This is a genomic window from Pseudarthrobacter albicanus, assembly GCF_018224015.1.
GTDB classification, from domain to species: domain Bacteria; phylum Actinomycetota; class Actinomycetes; order Actinomycetales; family Micrococcaceae; genus Arthrobacter; species Arthrobacter albicanus.
Map to the genome: position 1 here is coordinate 91,505 of NZ_JAGPOT010000010.1, position 19,644 is coordinate 111,148.

The following is a 19,644-nucleotide window of genomic DNA, read 5'->3' on the forward strand; positions in this document are numbered from 1 at the left end:
ATTAGCAGGCAGCTCAAGAACAGGGGCCGGGCCGGGGGTAGTCACACAGTCATTTCATCATCGGGGGCCGACAATTTATGCAACGCCCGTTCCAGGCGCTCGGCGATGGCGTCGATCCGGTCGAAGTCGTCCTCGGATGGCGCCCACCGGGCCGCGGCCAGGTCCACCCGCCAGCGTCCCTCGCCGGTACGGAGATAGTCCAGGTAGCTGCCGTGCAGCGGGGTGCCCTCCTGGAGGTACCGGGCCAGGGCGGCATGCTCATGTCCCGGCGGTGCCTCCCCGTTTGATTTCAGGACCCGCCACCACGGGACGGCGCTGCCGTGGTGGCTCATCACGGACCCGACCTGCCGGGGGCCGCCGCCGCCACCCAGGAGTTCCGCGACGTCACCGTAGGCCAGCACGGTGCCCGCGGGGATCAAGGCCACCAGCTCCAGCACCGCCTCCACATACTCCGCCCGCATCGATCCAGACTAGCCGCAACGCGGGGTCACTTACGGCCCATTCCGCCGGGCAGGATGGGCTGTAAGTGACCCCGCGTTGCGTTCAGGGTGCGGAATCAAGAACTGTCGGAGGCAGCAGGTAGCGTGGAGGCATGAGCACCTGGAACTCCCTCCCCCGCGCAGCCTTTGACCTCGAGACCACCGGCCGTAATTCCCGTGCCGCGAGGATCGTCACCGCGTCGGTCACCGTGGTGGACTCCGCCGGCGGGATCATTAAGGAGCATGAGTGGCTCGCGGATCCTGGCGTGGAGATCCCCACGGAGGCCAGCGATATCCACGGGATCACCACCGAGCAGGCGCGCCGCGAGGGCCGTCCGGCCGCTGAAGTGACGCGGGAACTTTCGGCGGTCCTCCAGGAGCTTTTCGATGCCCACGTGCCGGTCATCGCCTTCAACGCCAGCTACGACTTCACCGTCCTGGCCGCCGAATCGGCGCGCTACGGCGTCCCCCAGCTGAGCCGCTTTCCGGTGCTGGACCCGTACATCATGAACAAGCAGGTGGACCGCTACCGCAAGGGCAAGCGCACGCTCACAGCCCTGTGCGAGGAGTACGGCGTCAGCCTGGACAACGCGCACACCTCGGCCGCCGATGCGCTGGCGACCCTGCGCATGCTCGATGCCATGGCCGGGAAGTTTCCCAAGCTCAGCATGCCGGCCGCCCATCTCCACCAGCTCCAGATCGAGTGGGCCTCGTCCCAGGCCGCGGACTTCCAGAACTACCTGCGCAAGACCAAGCCTGCCGCCGTGATCGAGGGTGACTGGCCGGTGCTGCCGCCCGAGGACGCCAGCCGCGGCGAGTTCTGACGGACGCTTCCCACCCGGCGGGACCTGGCCGCCCGGAACCGGGCCAGGCCTGTTCCTGGCCGGCGCACCGCCGGTGCGACGCAGATCACGTCCCTGTCCGCAGTGCATACCCTGAGGGAGTGAAGGTGGTGGATTCAGTGGAGGCGACGCCTACCCCGCCGCCACCCGCAGCCAGGGCACATATGGTGAATTACCCACAGCAATACACCCTTTCTGGTGAACTAAATGCAAAGGTGGAGGCCCCCTGCCCCCGCTGACATAATTAAACCCTGAAGCGGGCGTGTGTTATTTCGCGCCCGAACCACCCTCAAGGGATAAATGATCACAGTTACCGACCTTCGCAAGGTCTACCAGCAGGGCAAGAAAGAAGTGGTGGCCCTCGACGGCGTCACACTTTCCGTGCCGAAGGGCTCCATCCACGGCATCATTGGCCATTCCGGTGCCGGAAAATCGACCCTGGTGCGCTGCCTGACCCTCCTGGACCGTCCGACCTCCGGATCCGTCAGCATCGATGGGACCGAACTGAGTTCTGTCCGCGATTCGGAGATCCGTGCGGCCCGGCGGCGCATCGGCATGGTCTTCCAGCACGCCAACCTGATGGACTCCCGGACGGCGGCGGGAAATGTTGCCCATCCCCTCGAGCTGGTCAAGACCCCGAAGGACAAGACCCGGACGCGGGTCGCCGAACTCCTGAAGCTCGTCGGGCTGGAGGGGTTTGAGAACGCCTACCCCTCCCAGCTCTCCGGCGGCCAGCGCCAGCGCGTCGGCATTGCCCGGGCCCTGGCCTCGGAACCGGAGGTGCTGCTCTGCGACGAGCCCACCTCCGCCCTGGACCCGGCAACCACCAACGAGATCCTCGACCTGATCCAGGAACTGACCAGCCGTCTGCAGCTGACAGTGCTGATCATCACGCACGAGATGAACGTCGTGAAGCGCGTCTGCAACTCGGTGTCCCTCCTGTCGCGGGGCCGCATCATCGAACACGGGGCCCTCGAGGACGTAGCCGGAGAGCTGGACAGCCAGCTGGCCCGGGCCCTGCTGCCGCTTCCGCCGTCGTTTCCCCTGCCCGGGCCCCTGCAACGCGGCCCCGTACTGGAGATCGTCTTCTCCGGTGACAGCGCCAAGGAGCCCGTATTGACCGGCGTCGCCCGGCACTTCGACATGGACATTAATGTCCTGGCCGGGAGCGTCGAGACGCTCGGCGGCCAGCAGTTCGGCCATCTCCGCGTACAACTGGCCGAAAACTCGGACGTCGACGGCGTCCTGGGCTACCTGACCGACCGCGGCATCAGCGCCCGCCGGGTGGCGCCCGTCGCCGGCGCGGCCCCGGAATTCCCCGACACGCTCCCCGACCCTGACCTCCCGGACCCCGTTGTCCCGAACCAGGGACTTCATCCGACCAAGGAACAAGGAAGGCACGAATGAACGATTTCTTCAGCAACCCCGTCCTCGTGAAAGCCCTGCCCGAAGCGATCATCGAGACGCTGCAGATGGTCGGTATCTCTGCCTTCTTCACCGTGCTGGTCGGCCTGCCGCTGGGCGTGTTCCTTCATGTCTCCGCCCCCGGCGGGCTGCGCCCGATGCCGGTCATCAACCGGATCCTGAGCGACATCGTCGTCAACATCACCCGGTCCATCCCGTTTGCCATCCTGATGGTGGCGCTCATCCCGCTGGCCCGCGCGCTGACCGGAACCAGCCTGGGCCCGGTGGCGGCGTCGGTTTCCCTGTCCATCGGGACCATTCCGTTCTTCGCCCGGCTCGTGGAGACCTGCCTGCGCGATGTGCACCACGGCAAGATCGACGCGGCCCAGGTCATGGGGTCCACCAACATGCAGGTCATCAGCAAGGTGCTGCTGCGCGAATCCCTTCCTCCCCTCGTCGCGGCGGCCACCACCACGGTGGTCACCCTCGTCGGCTACTCCGCCATGGCGGGCCTCGTCGGGGGCGGCGGGCTCGGCAAGCTGGCCTACAACTACGGTTTCCAGCGCTTCGACGTCTCAGTCATGATCGTCACCATCGTGCTGATCGTCGTCCTGGTCCAGGTCATCCAGCTGGTCGGTGAACGGATCTCCCGCAGCCTGGATCACCGCTAACCGCGGGGCCGGGCGGGCCGTCCGACACGGCACGCCTTCCTCCACAGACCAACATCCCTGCAGCGGGTAGCCGCCCACTGTATCTGCGCGGATCACGGCAGCACGCCGAGTTGATCCCGGCTATTTCGAAAGGAACGCACCTGATGCGTAAATCACTCACCCTTCTGGCCACCGGCATCGTCACTGCCCTGGCGCTGACGGCCTGCGGCGGGTCCTCCACCCCCAGCACCCAGGCCACCAACACCCTGGACCCGGCCAAGCCGGTCACCCTTAAGGTCGGTGCCAGCCCGGTGCCCCACGCGAAAATCCTCGAGTTCGTCAACCAGGAGCTCGCTCCCAAGGCTGGCCTCAAGCTGGACATCAAGGAAATCGAGGATTACCAGACGCCGAACACCGCGCTGAGCGACGGTTCCCTCGACGCCAACTTCTACCAGCACCTCCCGTGGTTCGAGGACCAGGTCAAGACCAAGGGATACAAGTTCGGCCACGGCGCCGGTGTCCACATCGAGCCGTACGCCGCGTTCTCCGAGAAGGTCCAGAACATCAAGGACATCCAGGACGGCGCCAAGGTCGCCATCACCAATGACCCGTCCAACCAAGTCCGCGCCCTCAAGGTGCTCCAGGTCGCCGGCCTGGTCAAGGACATCAAGGAAGATTCCACCGTGCTGACGCTGAGCGACGCACAAAACCCGAAAAAACTGAAGTTCTCGGAAAACCAGCCCGAGCTGCTGATCAACGACCTCAAGGACCCGTCGGTGGACCTGGCCCTGATCAACGGCAACTTCATTCTCAAGGCCGGCCTGAGCACCTCCAAGGCCCTCGCCGTGGAATCCGTGAACAACAACCCCTACGCCAACTTCCTGGCCTGGCGCGAGGACTCCAAGGATGACGTACGGATCAAGAAGCTCGACGAACTGCTCCACTCCCCCGAGGTCAAGGCCTTCATCCAGAAGGAATGGCCCAACGGTGATGTGACTCCGGCGTTCTGAGCCCGGCTCCCCTGAAGCGTTAAAGACCTTTGGCACCCGCCGCGGCGGGTGCCAAAGTCATTTAAGCACGACGGCGGGGCACGTCGCCCGGGTCAGGCCTTCGCGGCGGCGGCGGCCTTGGCTGCGGCCGGCAGGGCGTCGAAGATCCGGTTCATCGCGGCGTCGTCGTGCGCGGCGGACAGGAACCAGGCCTCGAAGACCGACGGCGGCAGGTAGACCCCGGAGTCCAGCATCGAGTGGAAGAACGGCGCGTAGCGGAAGACTTCCTGGCCCTGCGCGTCGTCGTAGTTGCGGACACCGTGCGCGGATGTGCCGAACGCCACGGAGAACAGGTTCCCCGCGCGCTGGATCGAGTGGTCCACGCCGGCCGCATCGAGCGCGGAGGACAGCGCCGTGGACAGCTCCAGCGAGCGGGCGTCCACGAACGAGTAGACCTCGGGGGTGGCGTGGGTGAGGGTCGCGACGCCGGCGGCCATCGCCACCGGGTTCCCGGACAGCGTGCCGGCCTGGTAGACCGGGCCCAGCGGGGCGAGGTAGTCCATGACGTCCGCGCGTCCGCCGAGGGCCGCCGTCGGCATCCCGCCGCCGATGACCTTGCCGAAGGTCAGCAGGTCCGGGGTCCAGGGCTCGGCGGCGCCGGCCGCCCCGCCGGTAAGGCCCCAGTAGCCGGCGTAGCCGGTCCGGAAGCCGGTGAGGACCTCGTCGAGGATCAGCAGGGCGCCGTGTTCGCGGGTGATCCGGGAGAGCCCGGCGTTGAAGCCGTCCCCGGGGGTGACCACGCCCATGTTGGCGGGGGCGGCCTCGGTGATGACGGCCGCGATGTTGGGCCCGTGCTTGGCGAACGCGGCCTCGACGGCGCCGAGGTCGTTGTAGGGCAGCACGAGGGTCTCGGCGGCCGTGGCGGCGGTGACGCCCGCGGAGCCCGGCAGCGCCAGCGTGGCGACGCCGGAGCCGGCGGCGGCGAGAAGCCCGTCGAGGTGGCCGTGGTAGCAGCCGGCGAACTTGATGATGAGGTCGCGGCCGGTGAAGCCGCGGGCCAGCCGGACCGCCGTCATGGTCGCCTCGGTGCCGGTGGACACCATCCGGACGCGCTCGGCAGCGGGGACCCGTTCCTTGACGATCGCGGCGAGGTTGGCCTCATCCGGTGTCGAGGCGCCGAAGGACAGCCCGCGGTCGACGGCGGCGTGCACCGCCGCGAGGACCGCCGGGTGGGCATGTCCCAGCAGGGCCGGGCCCCAGGAGCAGACCAGGTCGACGTACTCCGCGCCGTCGGCGTCCGTCAGGTACGGGCCCCGGGCGGAGACCATGAAGCGCGGTGTCCCGCCCACGGAGCCGAAGGCGCGGACGGGCGAGTTGACGCCGCCGGGCATCAGCTGGCGGGCGCGGTCGAAGAGTTCCTCGTTGCGAGGGTGGCTGGAAGTCATGGTTCCTATTCTTTCAGTTCGCCGGAGAGGCCTTGGCCAGCAGGGCCGCCACGCGGGGCGCCACCTCGGTGCCGTACAGCTCGATGGAGCGCATCATGGCGGCGTGCGGCAGGGTCCCGTTGCTGTACTTGAGGTCGAAGCGGTCCACGCCGAGGTTCTTCTTCAGCAGGGCGATCTTCGCGGCGACGGTTTCCGGCGAGCCGACATACAGGGCACCCTCGGGGGTGCACATGGCGTCAAACTCGCCGCGGCTGCCCGGACCCCAGCCGCGCTCGGCGCCCAGCCGGTTGCGCATGGCGATCCAGTGCGGGAAGAGCTCCTCGCGCGCCTCCTCGTCGGTGGCGGCGACGTGGCCGGGTGAATGCGTGGCGAGCTGCTGCATGGGGTGGCCGTACTTGGCCATGGCTTCCCGGTACAGGTCCGCGAGCGGGGCGAAGGAGCGCGGCTGGCCGCCGATGATCGCCAGGATGAGGGGGTAGCCGTACTGGGCGCAGCGCAGCACCGACTCGGGGGTTCCGCCGACGCCGATCCAGACCGGCAGCAGGTGGTGCTCGAGCGGCGGATAGACGCTGAGCCCCGTGACGGCAGGGCGGGTGCGGCCCTCCCAGTGGACGGGTTCCTGGGCCCGGACCTTGTCGAAGAGTTCGAGTTTTTCCTCGAACAGCACCTCGTAGTCGGCCAGGTCCAGGCCGAACAGCGGGAAGGACTCGATGAAGGATCCGCGGCCGAGCATGACCTCGGCGCGGCCGTTGGAGATGGCGTCCACCGTGGCGAAGCGTTCGAAGACGCGGATGGGGTCGTCCGAGCTGAGCACCGTCACGGCCGAGCCGAGCCGGATGTTCTTCGTCCGGGCCGCGGCAGCGGCGAGGAACACCTCGGGTGCGGACACGGCGAAGTCGCGGCGGTGGTGCTCGCCCGCGCCGAAGGCGTGGAGACCGACCTCGTCCGCGAGCTCCGCCTGCTCGAGCAGCTGGCGCAGCACCTCGGCGTGCGGGACGGGGTGGCCGTCCGGGAAGACCCCGACGTCGCCGAAGCTGTTCAGGCCCAGCAGGATCCGGTCCGGTCCCACGGGGGCGGTCGGATTCACGCAGGCGGGACCGGCTGCGGCGGGTGGGTTGGTCATCAGGACTCCTTCAGCCAGCCGGCGAGTTCGCAGGCCCAGTAGGTGAGCACCATGTTGGCCCCGGCGCGTTTGATGCCCAGGACGGATTCGGTGATGGCTGCCTGGCGGTCGATCCAGCCGTTGGCGGCGGCCGCCTCGATCATCGAGTATTCGCCGGAAATCTGGTAGGCGGCCACGGGAACGGGGCTCATCGCGGCGACGTCGGCCAGGATGTCGAGGTAGCTCATGGCGGGTTTCACCATGACCAGGTCGGCGCCTTCGGCCAGGTCCAGCTCCACCTCCAGGAGCGCTTCGCGCCGGTTGGCGGCGTCCATCTGGTAGCTGCGGCGGTCCCCGGTCAGCTGCGAGTCGACGGCTTCGCGGAACGGGCCGTAGAACGCGGAGGCGTACTTCGCGGCGTAGGCCAGGACGGGGATGTTGGCGTGCCCGGCATCCTCCAGCGCCTGCCTGATCACGCCGACCTGGCCGTCCATCATGCCGGAGGGGCCCAGCATGTGCGCGCCGGCCTCGGCCTGCGCCACGGCCATCCGGCCGTAGATCTCCAGGGTCGCGTCGTTGTCCACATAGCCGTTCGCGTCGAGCACGCCGCAATGGCCGTGGTCGGTGAATTCGTCCAGGCAGACATCGCTCATGATCACGAGGTCGTCGCCCACCTCGGCCCGGATGTCGCGGATGCCCTTGTTGAGCACGCCGTCCGGGTCCAGCGAGGCGCTGCCGGTGGCGTCGCGGACCGCCGGCACGCCGAAAAGCATGATCCCGCCGACCCCCAACTGCACTGCCTCCGCGGCGGCACGCTTGAGCGAATCGGAGGTGTGCTGCTGCACGCCGGGCATCGAGGCGATGGGGTTGGGCTCCGTGAGGCCCTCACGGATGAACGCGGGCAGGATGAGCTCCGCGGCCGAGAGCCGGTGTTCGGCGGTCAGCCGGCGCATGGCCGGGGTGGTCCGCAGCCGGCGGGGGCGGTGGATCGGGAAGCTCATGTTCTGTCCTTCGGTAGGTGCTCTGCTGGTGACGGATCGGGCGCCGGCGCGGACCCGGAGGGGCCCGGCGCCAGTGCCCGGATCACCGCGGTCACGAGGCCCGAGGCGGTGGGCTCCTCGGCGACGGCGGCGACGGCGAGACCCAGCGACGCAGCCTGCACCGCCGTCGAACGCCCGATCGCCACGAAGCGGCAGCCGCCCAGGGGGGCGAGCTCGGTGTGGATGCGGCGGGCCGCGCTCGGCGAGGCAGCGACGACGGCCTGCAGGCTGCCGGCACCGATTTCGGTTTTCGCCTCTGCGGCCGTGAGCACCGCCGCCGCGTTGCCGGCTGCATGGTCGGCTCCACTGCCGGCGGCCTGCCCCTGAGATGCCTGCAGGAAGGCGGACAGGCTCCGGCCCGGATCGGCCGGGTAATCCACCGTGTGGTACGCCGTGATGGCCTGGACGGACGCGCCGCGCGCCTCGAGGCCGCGGCGGAGCCGCGGGTCGGCGATGTCGGCCTGCGGCAGGAGCACACTGCACTGGCCCTCGGGCCAGATGTCCAGCAGGCCCGCTCCGGACTGGGGTCCCGCGGGGGCGAGGTCGACGGCGATGCCGCGGGCTTCAAGGAAGCGGCGCGTGGCAGGGCCGATCGTGGCGATCTGGAGGCTGCCGGGAAGCCAGGCGCTGAGTTCCACGCCGCGCTCGGCGGCCTTGGCCTCGAGCGCCTGGACGGTGGTCACGCTGCTGATCACGAGCCAGGTGTAGGCCCCGGCCCCGAGGGCATCGAAGGCGACATCCAGGGAATGCTGGTCGCGGGCCACCTCGAAATCGATGAGGGGCAGCAGCAGCGGCTCGGCCCCGACCGCGCGGAGGGCCGTCACGAGCTCCCCGGCGCGGTCCGGGCTGCGGGCCACCAAAACGCGGGCACCGTCCAGCACCGCGCCGTCCAGCACCGCGCCGTCCAGCACAGGCTTCTCAGGCCCGCCGCGCCATCCCGTCATCTGCTGGTGTCCGCCGCGTTCAGGACGCGGCCAGGTCCGCAATGCCGGCAGCGCCGCGGGCCAGCAGGACCTCGGCCAGTTCGATCCCGAGCAGGGTCGCGCCGACTTCGGTGAGGCCGTCGGTGGCTTTCTTGTCCCGGATGCTCGCCGTTCCGTCGACGGCGCAGACGACGGCTTCGAGGTGCAGCAGGCTTCCCTTGCGGTAGGCGTAGGCGCCCACCGGGGCCGCGCAGCCTGCCTCGAGCCGGGCGAGCAGCGCGCGCTCGGCGGTGACGGCCAGCCGGGTGTCCGGATCGTCGAGCGCGGCCAGGGCCTGCGCCAGCGCGCCTTGGGAGCCTTCGGTGGATCCGGCCTTGCGGGGCGCGTCGGCGGTGCGGCATTCGATCGCCAGGGACCCCTGCCCGGCGGCGGGCAGCATGACGTCGGTTTCGAGGTACTCGCTAACCGCGTCGAGCCGTCCGATCCGGTGCAGGCCGGCGGCGGCCAGCACGACGGCGTCGAGGTCGCAGGATTTGCCGTCCACCACGGCGTCGGTGGTGTTGCCCGGCAGGCCGGGGACGCGGCCCAGGCGGGTGTCGACGTTGCCGCGGATGTCGCGGATGTCCAGGTCCGGACGCGCGGCGCGCAGCTGCGCGGCGCGGCGCGGCGAGCCGGTGCCGACCGTGGCCCCGGCCGGCAGGTCAGCGAGTTTGAGGCCGTCCCGGGCGCAGAGCACGTCCCGGACGTCGACGCGCTTCGGCGTCGCCGCCAGGGTCAGGCCGAGGGCCGGCCCGGTGGGGAGGTCCTTGAGCGAATGGACCGCGACGTCGCACTTGTCCTGCAGCAGCGCATCGCGCAGCGCGGCGACGAAGACGCCGGTGCCGCCCAGCTGGGACAGCGAGCCCTTGAGCACGTCGCCTTCGGTCCGGATGTGGACGAGCTCCACCGGGAACCCGCCGACGGCGGCCAGCTGGTCCGCGGTCTGCTGGGTCTGGGTGAGGGCAAGTTTGCTGGCGCGGGTGCCGATCCGGACGGTCATCGGGTCCCCCGATCCGCCGCCGGCGCAGCTGTGCCCCCGGCCCTGCCCGAAGCCACAGGTGCGGCCGGGTAGGGATCGTGTCCGGTGCCGGTGGCACTGTCCGCTCCTGCGATCGTAGGCTTCTCGCCGCGGAAGTTCGCGCAGCAGCCCGGGCGGCAGACGTCGTACCAGGGCCCGAGCCCGGTCAGGTGCGGCCGTTCGGCGATGTTGTTCGCGGCGGTCCGCTCGCAGACCAGATCGACGATGCCGGCGACGAACTTGCGGTGCGTCCCGGGCGTCGGGACGCGGGTCGCGGCGAGGCCGAGCCTGCGGCAGGTTTCCAGCGCCTCGGTGTCGAGGTCCCAGACCACCTCCATGTGGTCGCTGACGAAGCCCAGGGGAACGATCACGATGCCCTTGACGCCCTGGCCTGCGAGGTCCTCGATGGCTTCGTTGATGTCGGGTTCCAGCCACGGCACGTGCGGCGCGCCGGAGCGGGACTGGTACACGAGCGACCACGGGGCGGTGAGACCGGTTTCGGCCTGCACCCGGCGGATGACTTCGGTGCCGGCGGCCAGGTGCTGGGCGACGTAGGCGGAGCCTTCCTCGAACCGACGGGGCTCGCCCTCGGAGCGTCCGGCGGCTTCGGCGTCGCGGGTGGGGATGGAGTGCGTGGCGAACAGGACGTGCACCGGCGCGTCGGGGGTGCCGGCGGCGGCGAGCCGGGCGCGGACGTCGGCGAGCCCTGCGGCGGTGCCTTCGATGAACGGCTCGACGAAGCCGGGGTGGTCGAAGTACTGGCGCACCTTGTCGACCTCGAGCCTGCCGTGCAGTCCGGTCTCGGTCAGCGCGATGCCGATGTCCTCACGGTACTGGCGGCAGCTGGAGTAACAGGAGTAGGCGCTGGTGGTGACCATCAGGACCTTGCGGTGGCCGGCGTCGTAGATGTCCTGGAGCGTCTGCGGGAGGTAGGGGGCCCAGTTGCGGTTGCCCCAGAACACCGGCAGTCCGATCCCGCGGGCGGCCAGTTCCGCCTCGATGCCGGCCTTCAGCTCGCGGTTCTGCTGGTTGATCGGGCTGATCCCGCCGTTGGCGCGGTAGTGGTGCGAGACGGCTTCGAGCCGCTCGTCCGGGATGCCGCGGCCGCGGGTGACGTTGCGGAGGAACGGGATGACGTCCTCCTGGCCTTCAGGGCCGCCGAAGGAGGCGAGGAGCACGGCGTCGTACTCCTTGGGGGCCATCCGGCCCGCCTCGGTGACGGTATTTACTTCGGTAGCCGCGGTTGCCCCGCTTCCGGGGCCCTGCGGATCAAGCCTGCTCATCCAAGGACCTCGGCGATCTCCGTTGCGGTGACCCGGCGGCCGGTGTAGAAGGGGATCTCTTCGCGGACGTGGTGGCGGGCTTCGGTGGCGCGCAGGTGGCGCATCAGGTCCACGAGGTCCACGAGTTCCGGCGCTTCCAGGCCGAGGATCCATTCCCAGTCGCCGAGCGCGAAGGAGGACACGGTGTTGGAGATGACCTGGGGGAACTCGCGGCCCAGCATGCCGTGGTCACGCAGCATCTTGCCGCGTTCGGCGTCGGGCAGCAGGTACCACTCGTAGGAGCGCACGAACGGGTAGACGCAGAGCCACTGCGCCGGTTCGACGCCGCGGGAGTAGGCGGGGGTGTGGTTCTTGGCGAACTCCGCCTCGCGGTGCACGCCCATGGCGGACCAGGCGATCTCGGTGCCGGTGAAGAGCTTGCTGCGCCGGATGTCGCGGACCGCGCGCTGGAGCGCCTCCGGCGCGGGGCCGTGCAGCCAGACCATGACGTCGGCATCGGCGCGCATCCCGGACACGTCGTAGCTGCCGCGGTGGACCACGCCGCCCTCGGCCAGGCGGCCGAGGAGTGCCTCGAAGTCGCCGACGGCCTCGGCGCTGCGCGTAACGTCGACGGAACGCTTGAACACCGTCCAGAGAGTAAAGAACTGCTCGGCCGATTCTTCGGCTACTGATTCTTCGGTTTTGGTGACAGATTCGGCAGAAGTGTGGCTCATGGTTACCAGTTTGCCCCTTCCCCGCGGCTAAGTCGAAATGGGGAAGTTCTACGACACGTAGAAGTGCGAAATTTCACACTATTCCTGCCGAAGGGCATTCCGCGGTCAGGGCCCGGACGTCAGATTTTGCGCAGGCTGCGCATCCGGACGACGACGACGCCTGAGGCCAGCGACAGCGTGACCAGGCCGATGCCCCAGCCGAGCAGCGGGGACGGGCCTTCGGGCCCGACGGCCGCGGTGGCCTCAAGCGAGGTGCTGCCGGAATGGCCCTTGGCGGCGGCCGCGGATGCGGGCGCGGAAGCTGGAGCGCCAGACGGCGTCTGCGGCGCGGTGGTTCCCGCGGACGGGATTCCGGTCGAACCGGTGTCGGACGAACCGGGTTCGGACGGGGCTGCCGGAGTTTGGGCATCCGCGGCGGGAACCGGATCGGTGCCGGCTGCCGGCGGGGGCGCTACTGCCGAGCCGCCGGCGGGCGGCGGGGCGGTGGTCCCGCCGGGGGCTGGAGCCGCGGGCGGGGCGGGGGCTGGAGCAGCGGGCAGGGCGGGGGTCTGCACGGGTGCATCCGGCGCCTCAGGCTGCGGAGTGCTGCTGCGGGTCGGGGAATTCCGTGGCGTGCTCGGCGCCGGTTCCGTCGGCGCCGGTTCCGTCGGTGGCGGTTCAGTCGGTGCCGGTTCCGTGGGTGCCTGCTCCGTGGGTGCAGGGGTTCCGGAGGAGGTCGGCCGTGGCGTTGGAGTGGGCTGCTGCAAGGGGGCGATCAGGCCGCCCAGCAATTCCTCGAGGCCGAGGGACAGCGAGCCCGGCGAGGCAGTTGCGGCGGCGGCTGAATCGGATAACCCCGTTGCGGCGTGGGAGGCAGGAACTCCTGCCGTGAGAACCAGTACCGCTCCGAGCGCGGCAGCCGCTGCGCCGCGCCGGAATCCCCGATGGTGGCCGGTCTGCGTATCGTGAACGTCGGGCCTGTGAATAACCATGGTCATCGACCCTAGCCGGGATGGCCCGGCGAGGGAATTTTGACTGAGGGACGGTGGACGTGCTCAGAAAGGGTGGATGGCGGCGTTCAGGCGAGCAGCGCCCGGACCTGCCGGGGGGTGTCGGCAACGATTGCCGCCAGGCCGTTCCCGGAGAGCCAGCCGCCCACCACGGCCAGCGTGCCGTCTGCCGCGCAGATGCTCCGGACCTCGCCGACGCGGCCCTTGTGTCCGAGGGACGCGAACGGCAACGCTCCGGACCAGCGCACCACGTCCCAGTCCACGACGTCCGCCGCGGTGACGGGGACCGACAGCAGCGCCGAGGCGTCCTTCAGGGCGGCCTGGAACAGCTCATCGTCGGAGCGGGGCGGCGCGGCAACCGGCCCGGCACTGCCGGAAGCGGGCCGGGAAGCGCGTTTTGCCGCATGCCCGCGCGCGGGGTCCTCGCCGCGTCCGTAGGAGAGCCGGAGCACGTGGGTGCCGGGGCCGGTCCGGGCGGCCAGCCAGCCCCACTTGGCGGTGGCGTGCGTGAGGGCCTTGGCCTGGATTCCCGGGCTCTGCGGGGCAACCAGGACTCCGGTGCCGCGCGGGGCGGCGTCCAGCTGCGGCTGGTCCACCACGAGCGTGACCAGGCTGACGTCGGGCCCGGCGTCGGGGCGGCGGCCCGCGAGCTCCGGCAGGGTGTCCGCGAGCAGCCCGACGGCGGCCGGGCCCTCCACCGCAATGACGAGCAGCCCGGCGTCGTACGCGGTGCCGCCCGCGGTGACGCGCCAGCCCTCCGCAGTGCGCTGCACCGCATCGGCACGGGTGGCGCTGAGCAGCGTGACGCCGTTCTCGCGCAGCTCGGCCAGCAGGGCGGAAATGAGCGTGTGCATCCCGCCGCGCAGTCCGGCGACGGCGGAGCCCGCCTTCTGCAGGCCGGCCTGCTGCAGGCCGGGCTGCTGCAGGGCAGGCTGCTGCGGGCCGGTTGCGGGAGCGCCGGCCCCTCCCCTGCGCTGGGCGGCGACGGCGGCGGCGAGGGAGCCGTTCCGGCGGATCCCGGCGCGCAGCCCGGGTGCCACCAGATCGACGTCGAGCAGGGCGGGATCGGCCGAGTGGACGCCGCCGACCACGGGCGCCACGAGCCGCTCCAGGACGCGCTTGCCCATCCGGGTCCGGACCAGCGCCGAGACGCTCGTGACCTCGGCCGTGGTCCCCAGCGAAGCGGGCAGCAAGGCATCGAGGGAGGCCCGCAAGGAACCGGACAGGCCCAGGGAGCGCCGGACCTCCGGGTCCCACGGGTTGGCCGGGATACCGAGCACGCCGGTCTTGGGCAGCTCGCGGGGCCCGTCGGGCAGCTGGACCCAGGCGCCGCCGGGGTCGGGCGCCACGATGTCCCGCGCCAGGCCCAGCTCGGCGGCGAGGTCGGCAACGGCGGAGGACCGGGTGGCGAAGGACTCGGCGCCGCTGTCCAGGGCCAGGCCGGCCACGACGTGGCTGCCCACGCAGCCGCCCCAGGCCCCGGTGGCTTCCACGACCGTGGTGTGGACGCCGGACCGGGCGAGTTCCCGGGCGGCGAGCAGGCCGGAAATCCCGCCGCCCACCACGACGGCGGTTGTCCCGGCAGCAGCGTCGCCCGCGCCGGGTCCAGCGGTCATGGGACTACTCCGGGGAGATCGAGTGGATGAGTTCGACGACGCGCGTCAGCACCGCCGGGTCGGTCTCGGGGGGAACGCCGTGGCCGAGGTTCAGGACGTGGCCCGGGGCCGCGGCGCCGGCGGCGATCACCGCGCGGACGTGGGCTTCCAGGACGCCCCAGGGAGCGGAAAGCAACGCCGGGTCGATGTTGCCCTGCAGCGGCACGGTCCCGCCGAGGCGCCGGTTGGCTTCGTCCAGCGGCAGCCGGTAGTCCACCCCTACGACGTCGACGCCGACGTCGCGCATGGCGACGAGCAGTTCCGAGGTGCCGGTGCCGAAGTGGATCAGCGGTGCGCCGAGGTGCCGGACATGGTCCAGGGCGCGGGAGGATGCTGGGGCAACAAAGCGCTCGTAGTCGGCCAGCCCCAGCGATCCGGCCCAGGAGTCGAAGAGCTGGGCGGCGGAGGCGCCGGCTTCCAGTTGCGCCCGAAGGAACATGCCGGAGGCGTCGGCGGCCCAGTTCGCCAGGGCGGTCCAGGTTTCGGGGTCGGCATGCATCATGGTGCGCGGGCCAAGGTGGTCGCGGGAGGGCTTGCCTTCCACCATGTAGGCCGCGAGGGTGAAGGGTGCGCCCGCGAAGCCGATCAGCGGGGTGCTGCCCAGTTGGGCCACGGTGAGCCGGACGGCTTCCCGGATCGGCTCCAGTGCTTCCCAGGTCAGTTGCGGGAGGGCGGCGACGTCGGCGGCGGTGCGGACGGGCTTGTCCAGGACGGGGCCCACGCCGGGGACAATGTCCACGCCGACGCCGGCCAGCTTGAGCGGGATCACGATGTCGGAGAAGAAGATGGCGGCGTCGACGTCGTGGCGGCGTACCGGCTGGAGGGTGATTTCGGAGGCCAGCTCGGGGCGCAGGCAGGATTCCAGCATGCCCACGCCTTCGCGCACCTTGAGGTATTCGGGCAGCGAGCGGCCGGCCTGGCGCATGAACCAGACGGGGCGGCGGGAGGGCTTGCCGCCGCGGTAGGCGGTGATCAGCGGGGAGCCGGCGGTGCGGCCGTCCATCAGCGGATGGCCGGCGTCGAGCGTTCCAGGTGCCGTACTGCTGCTTGCCGTGCCGGCACTCGTGCCGTTGAGTGCCGTGTCGTTCATTGCCGCCGCGCTAGGAGTCATGCCTTCGATTGTGCCCAAAACCGGGCCTAAAAGATAACGACAGCCTGTCAGCGGGCCACCGCGGGCGCCGGTATGACGGGAATCACCGACGGTCGTGCGCCGTCCCACGACGGATAGTTGTTCTACACGGCGGCGAAAAAGCTATGATGGTCCTGCTGTGGTTCTTTTCTCATTGGTGGCTACACACGCCGACATCGACCTCGAGACCGTTGCTCAACTGAGCACCGGCGCTTCAGAGCTCGCCACATCCGCCCTCGCCGGATCGCCGGCAGTGGCGGGTGCGATTGTGCTTGCCACCTGCAACCGCTTCGAGATTTACGGTGAGGCCCCCCACCCCGGCGACGTCGACGCTGCCCGCGCGGCCCTCATCTCCCAGATCAGCGGGGCCAGCGGCCTCACCGATCAGCTCGTCTCCAGCTCCTTCAGCACCCGTACCGGTCCGGAGGTCAGCCGGCATCTTTTCTCGGTCAGTTCCGGGCTGGATTCCGCCGTCGTCGGGGAACGCGAAATCGCCGGACAGGTCCGCCGGGCCCTGATCACCGCCCAGGCCGAAGGCACGGCAAGTTCGGGGCTGGTGCGGCTGTTCCAGGCGGCCTCCAAGACCGCCAAGGATGTCGGCGCGCAGACGGCGCTCGGCGCCCGCGGCCTGTCGGTCGTGTCCGTTGCCCTCGACCTCGCCACCGACCTGTCCGAGGACCCGGACTGGTCCACCAAGAAAGCCGTCGTCTTCGGCACCGGCGCCTATGCCGGGGCCACGATGGCGCTGCTGCGCGAGCGCGGCTGCACGGATGTCTCCGTCTACTCCTCCTCCGGCCGCGCGGCCGGCTTCGTCGCCACCCGCGGGGGCACAGCCCTGGACAGCGACACCCTTCCCGCCGCCGTCGCCGCGGCCGACATCATGATCGGCTGCAGCGGCTCGGACACGCGCGTCGAAGCGTCCGAGCTCGCCCGGGTCCGGGCCGCATCACCGCAGCCGCTGATCGCCATCGACCTGGCCCTCACCCATGACTTCGACCCGGCGGTCGGCGAGCTCGACGGCGTGGAGCTGCTGACGCTTGAGTCCGTCCGGCTCGCCGCCCCCCAGGAACAGACCGAGTCGCTGTCGCAGGCCAGCACCATCGTTGCCGGGGCTGCCAGCGCCTTCGAGCAGGAACGCGAGGCACGGTCGGTGGATTCCGCGATCGTCGCACTGCGCCGCCACACCATGAATGTGCTCGATACCGAGATGGAGAAGGTGCGCGCCCGCCACGGCTGCACCGCGGCAGCCGAGGAAGTGGAATTCGCCCTCCGCCGGATGGTCAAGCAGCTGCTGCACATCCCCACCGTCCGTGCCCGCGAACTCGCCGCCAGCGGGCAGCAGGACGACTACGTCGCCGCCCTCGAGGCCCTGTACGGCATCACGGTGGACCAGCCGGCAGCAGCGCCCGCATCCCCGCCTGCGGCGGCCGAGGCGGAATGCCCGGCCGGGCATGGCGCCGGCGACGGATCCCCCGGCACCGAAGCCCAGGACCAGCGCCACACCGCCTAGCCGATCCGGCCCGCACAGCCGCGCGGCCCCTCCGGGTTCTGCAGCGGTGCAGATCAGGGCGGCTGAACTCGAACCATCCGCCCTGATCTGCCCGGTGGCGTCCGTCTGTCCGCAGGGCGGCCCTTCACCGCACCGTTCAGTAGACGGGTTTGCCGGGTTCCACGTCCCGCACCCAGGCGAGGATTCCGCCGTCGAGGTGGCTGACGCGTTCGTAGCCGGCCGCGCGGGCGGCGGCGAGCACGGCGGCCGAACGCGTGCCGGCCTTGCAGTGGAAGACGATGTCCGTGTCCTGTGGCAGCTCGTGCCACGCTTCCCCGGCAAGGATCCTGCCCTGCGGAATCAGCACGGCCCCGTCGATCCGCACAATCTCGTATTCCCCGCTCTCGCGCACGTCCACGAGCTGGAAGTCCTTGAGCCCTGCCTTGCGGGACGCCAGCATGGTGGCGAGCTGGGTGGCCGTGACGGTGTGCTCGGTCCCGGCGTCCGCCGAGGGTGCGATCCCGCAGAAGGCCTCGTAGTCGGTGAGAGCCGTGACCCGTTCCGCCGCCGGATCCCGCGCCACCTTGATCTCGCGCCAGGTTCCGCCGAGGGCGTCGTAGAGCGCCACACGGCCGAGCAGGGAACGCCCGACGCCGGTGATCAGCTTGACGGCCTCCGTCACCATCAGCGCTCCGACGGCGGCGCACAGCATGCCGAACACTCCCCCTTCCCCGCACGAGGGCACGGATCCGGCGGGGGGCGCCTCCGGGTAGAGGTCCCGGTACGTGGGCCCGTGCTGCTCCCAGAAGACACTGACCTGCCCGTCGAAGCGGAAGATCGAGCCCCAGACGTAGGGCTTGCCGAGGATCGCGGCGGCGTCGTTCACGAGGTACCGGGTGGCGAAGTTGTCGGCGCCGTCCAGGATGAGGTCGTAGTCCGCGAAGAGCTCGAGGGCGTTGGAGGCGTCGAGGCGGACGTTGTGCAGGCGGACATCCACGAGCGGGTTCAGGGCCGCAATGGCGTCGCGGGCGGACTCGATCTTGGGCCGGCCGACATCCGCGACGCCGTGGATCACCTGGCGCTGGAGGTTGCTCAGTTCCACGTCGTCGTCGTCGACAATGCCGAGGGTGCCCACGCCCGCGGCGGCCAGGTACAGCAGCGCGGGAGAACCCAGCCCGCCGGCCCCGATCACGAGGACCCTGGCGTTCTTGAGGCGGCGCTGTCCGATCGCCCCGATCTCGGGAATGATCAGGTGCCGGGAGTAGCGCTGGACCTCTTCCGGACTCAGGCCGTCGGCCGGTTCCACCAGCGGTCCGGGGGTGGAGGGGGCGGCGTTTGCGGTCAACTTGGAAGCCATACTTCAAACTATGCCCGAAGATGCCGCCAGGTCATATTACCCACGCGTAAAGTATGTACAAAACAGCAAGGGAAAGTAGGCCGACAGTGATTCATCAGGCTCCGGTTGGGGGGGACAGTGCCGCAAAGGTACCGTCCGGGGCGGCACGGAACGGCGGGCAGCGCTCTGCGCGGCTCCCCCGCGACGAACGGCGGGCACAACTGCTGGCGGCCGCGCATGAAGTCTTTGTCGCCAATGGCTACCACGGGGCCGCCATGGATGAAATAGCGGACACCGCGCATGTGAGCAAACCCGTGCTGTACCAGCACTTTCCGTCCAAGCGCGAGCTGTACCTGGCCCTGCTGGACAGCCATCTGAGCAAGCTCACCGGGCTCCTGCTCGGCGCCCTGAATTCCACCACGGACAATGACCAGCGCGTCCAGGCCGTCATGCGCGCCTATTACCGGTTCATCGCCAGCGACGACCAGGCCCACCGCCTCGTGTTCGAATCGGACCTGATCAATGACGAAGATGTGAGCGCGCGGCTGGAGGCCTTCAACAAGACCTTCGCCGACGCCGTCGCCCGCGTGATCGCCGAAGACACCAGGCTGCCCGAGCTCGAAGCCCAACTGCTGGGCCGGGCGCTTGCCGGGATGGCGCAGGTCAGCGCCCGGTACTGGCTGGAAACCGACGGGAATCTTGACCTCGATGTGGCCAGTGACCTGATCTATCGTTTAGCTTGGCGCGGAATCTCCCGCTTCCCCAAAGAGACCTAGACTACAAATAGACATGACCCTTTGATATTTAATTGGACTTTGATTGGCTGGGAGGCCTTGCTGTGGAAGTAAAGATCGGCATTCAGAACATCGGCCGCGAAATTGTGCTGGAATCGGCGCAGGACGCGGACGCCGTGGCCAAGGTTGTCGGAGAGGCGATCTCCAAGGGAGCCGAACTCCGCCTGACGGATGAAAAGGGCCGCCTGGTCATCATTCCCGCAAACGCCCTGGGCTACGTTGAAATCGGTGCGGAGGAAGCCCGCCGCGTCGGTTTCGGTGCCCTCTAGCCCGGCCCCGTGCCCGCAGCAGCCGTACAGGCAACTGTCCCTACGAAACTAAGGTG

The 19,644-nt window shown here is 69.9% G+C and carries 19 protein-coding genes; 7 read left to right on the forward strand and 12 right to left on the reverse strand.

What is annotated here, in order from left to right; genetic code table 11:
* Nucleotides 1-41: 41 nt before the first annotated feature.
* Nucleotides 42-461 carry an MGMT family protein gene (locus J9611_RS03530; RefSeq protein ID WP_211877765.1) on the reverse strand — a complete coding sequence of 140 codons (420 nt, stop codon included), beginning with the start codon at nucleotides 459-461 and terminating at the stop codon, nucleotides 42-44.
* A 131-nt stretch (nucleotides 462-592) separates the two neighbouring features.
* On the opposite strand from J9611_RS03530, the gene J9611_RS03535 reads away from it, so the two are divergent.
* The 4 genes from J9611_RS03535 (at nucleotide 593) to J9611_RS03550 (ending at nucleotide 4,385) form a co-directional block, all read left to right on the forward strand.
* Nucleotides 593-1,303, forward strand: coding sequence for a 3'-5' exonuclease (locus J9611_RS03535; RefSeq protein WP_211877766.1), 711 nt, complete (start codon nucleotides 593-595; stop codon nucleotides 1,301-1,303).
* A 318-nt stretch (nucleotides 1,304-1,621) separates the two neighbouring features.
* Complete coding sequence (locus tag J9611_RS03540) at nucleotides 1,622-2,728, forward strand: methionine ABC transporter ATP-binding protein (RefSeq protein ID WP_211877767.1); 1,107 nt, start codon at nucleotides 1,622-1,624, stop codon at nucleotides 2,726-2,728.
* Nucleotides 2,725-3,396: a methionine ABC transporter permease gene (locus J9611_RS03545; protein WP_211877769.1), complete on the forward strand. Its 672-nt coding sequence runs from the start codon at nucleotides 2,725-2,727 to the stop codon at nucleotides 3,394-3,396. The genes J9611_RS03540 and J9611_RS03545 overlap by 4 nt, the downstream gene beginning before the upstream one ends.
* 143 nt (nucleotides 3,397-3,539) lie before the next feature.
* On the forward strand, nucleotides 3,540-4,385 hold the full coding sequence (locus J9611_RS03550) for a MetQ/NlpA family ABC transporter substrate-binding protein (protein WP_211877770.1): 846 nt from the start codon (nucleotides 3,540-3,542) through the stop codon (nucleotides 4,383-4,385).
* A gap of 92 nt (nucleotides 4,386-4,477) precedes the next feature.
* On the opposite strand, the gene hemL is transcribed toward J9611_RS03550, so the two are convergent.
* The 10 genes from hemL to hemE form a co-directional block, all read right to left on the reverse strand.
* The gene (gene hemL / locus J9611_RS03555; protein WP_211877771.1) at nucleotides 4,478-5,809 is read right to left on the reverse strand and encodes a glutamate-1-semialdehyde 2,1-aminomutase; all 1,332 of its coding nucleotides are present in this window, start codon (nucleotides 5,807-5,809) and stop codon (nucleotides 4,478-4,480) included.
* Between the two features lie 13 nt (nucleotides 5,810-5,822).
* Nucleotides 5,823-6,932 (reverse strand): LLM class flavin-dependent oxidoreductase, encoded by a 1,110-nt coding sequence (locus J9611_RS03560; protein ID WP_211877773.1) that lies wholly within the window; start codon nucleotides 6,930-6,932, stop codon nucleotides 5,823-5,825.
* Nucleotides 6,932-7,912 carry a porphobilinogen synthase gene (hemB, locus tag J9611_RS03565; protein WP_211877774.1) on the reverse strand — a complete coding sequence of 327 codons (981 nt, stop codon included), beginning with the start codon at nucleotides 7,910-7,912 and terminating at the stop codon, nucleotides 6,932-6,934. Before hemB ends, J9611_RS03560 begins: the two co-directional genes overlap by 1 nt.
* A complete protein-coding gene (locus tag J9611_RS03570; protein ID WP_211877775.1) occupies nucleotides 7,909-8,895 on the reverse strand; it encodes a uroporphyrinogen-III synthase in 987 nt (328 codons plus the stop codon). The genes hemB and J9611_RS03570 overlap by 4 nt, the downstream gene beginning before the upstream one ends.
* A 19-nt stretch (nucleotides 8,896-8,914) precedes the next feature.
* On the reverse strand, nucleotides 8,915-9,913 hold the full coding sequence (hemC, locus tag J9611_RS03575; protein WP_211877777.1) for a hydroxymethylbilane synthase: 999 nt from the start codon (nucleotides 9,911-9,913) through the stop codon (nucleotides 8,915-8,917).
* The gene (locus J9611_RS03580; RefSeq protein ID WP_211877779.1) at nucleotides 9,910-11,214 is read right to left on the reverse strand and encodes a ferrochelatase; all 1,305 of its coding nucleotides are present in this window, start codon (nucleotides 11,212-11,214) and stop codon (nucleotides 9,910-9,912) included. Before J9611_RS03580 ends, hemC begins: the two co-directional genes overlap by 4 nt.
* Entirely contained in the window at nucleotides 11,211-11,927 is a 717-nt protein-coding gene (gene hemQ, locus J9611_RS03585) for a hydrogen peroxide-dependent heme synthase (protein WP_211877781.1), read from the reverse strand. The genes J9611_RS03580 and hemQ overlap by 4 nt, the downstream gene beginning before the upstream one ends.
* Nucleotides 11,928-12,046: 119 nt before the next feature.
* The gene (locus tag J9611_RS03590) at nucleotides 12,047-12,481 is read right to left on the reverse strand and encodes a hypothetical protein (protein WP_211877783.1); all 435 of its coding nucleotides are present in this window, start codon (nucleotides 12,479-12,481) and stop codon (nucleotides 12,047-12,049) included.
* Between the two features lie 503 nt (nucleotides 12,482-12,984).
* Complete coding sequence (gene hemG, locus J9611_RS03595; protein ID WP_211877785.1) at nucleotides 12,985-14,532, reverse strand: protoporphyrinogen oxidase; 1,548 nt, start codon at nucleotides 14,530-14,532, stop codon at nucleotides 12,985-12,987.
* Nucleotides 14,533-14,536: 4 nt separating this feature from the next.
* Nucleotides 14,537-15,682, reverse strand: coding sequence for a uroporphyrinogen decarboxylase (gene hemE, locus J9611_RS03600; protein WP_211877786.1), 1,146 nt, complete (start codon nucleotides 15,680-15,682; stop codon nucleotides 14,537-14,539).
* A 157-nt stretch (nucleotides 15,683-15,839) separates the two neighbouring features.
* Here hemE and J9611_RS03605 point away from each other — a divergent pair, with 157 nt between their 5' ends.
* The gene (locus tag J9611_RS03605; RefSeq protein WP_307857007.1) at nucleotides 15,840-17,210 is read left to right on the forward strand and encodes a glutamyl-tRNA reductase; all 1,371 of its coding nucleotides are present in this window, start codon (nucleotides 15,840-15,842) and stop codon (nucleotides 17,208-17,210) included.
* Nucleotides 17,211-17,346: 136 nt separating this feature from the next.
* Here J9611_RS03605 and moeB read toward each other — a convergent pair whose 3' ends face one another.
* On the reverse strand, nucleotides 17,347-18,546 hold the full coding sequence (moeB, locus tag J9611_RS03610; protein ID WP_211877788.1) for a molybdopterin-synthase adenylyltransferase MoeB: 1,200 nt from the start codon (nucleotides 18,544-18,546) through the stop codon (nucleotides 17,347-17,349).
* Nucleotides 18,547-18,632: 86 nt separating this feature from the next.
* Here moeB and J9611_RS03615 point away from each other — a divergent pair, with 86 nt between their 5' ends.
* Nucleotides 18,633-19,301, forward strand: a complete 669-nt coding sequence (locus tag J9611_RS03615; RefSeq protein ID WP_211877790.1) for a TetR/AcrR family transcriptional regulator — start codon at nucleotides 18,633-18,635, stop codon at nucleotides 19,299-19,301.
* Between the two features lie 62 nt (nucleotides 19,302-19,363).
* Nucleotides 19,364-19,588, forward strand: a complete 225-nt coding sequence (locus J9611_RS03620) for a DUF3107 domain-containing protein (RefSeq protein WP_211877792.1) — start codon at nucleotides 19,364-19,366, stop codon at nucleotides 19,586-19,588.
* Nucleotides 19,589-19,644 lie beyond the last annotated feature (56 nt).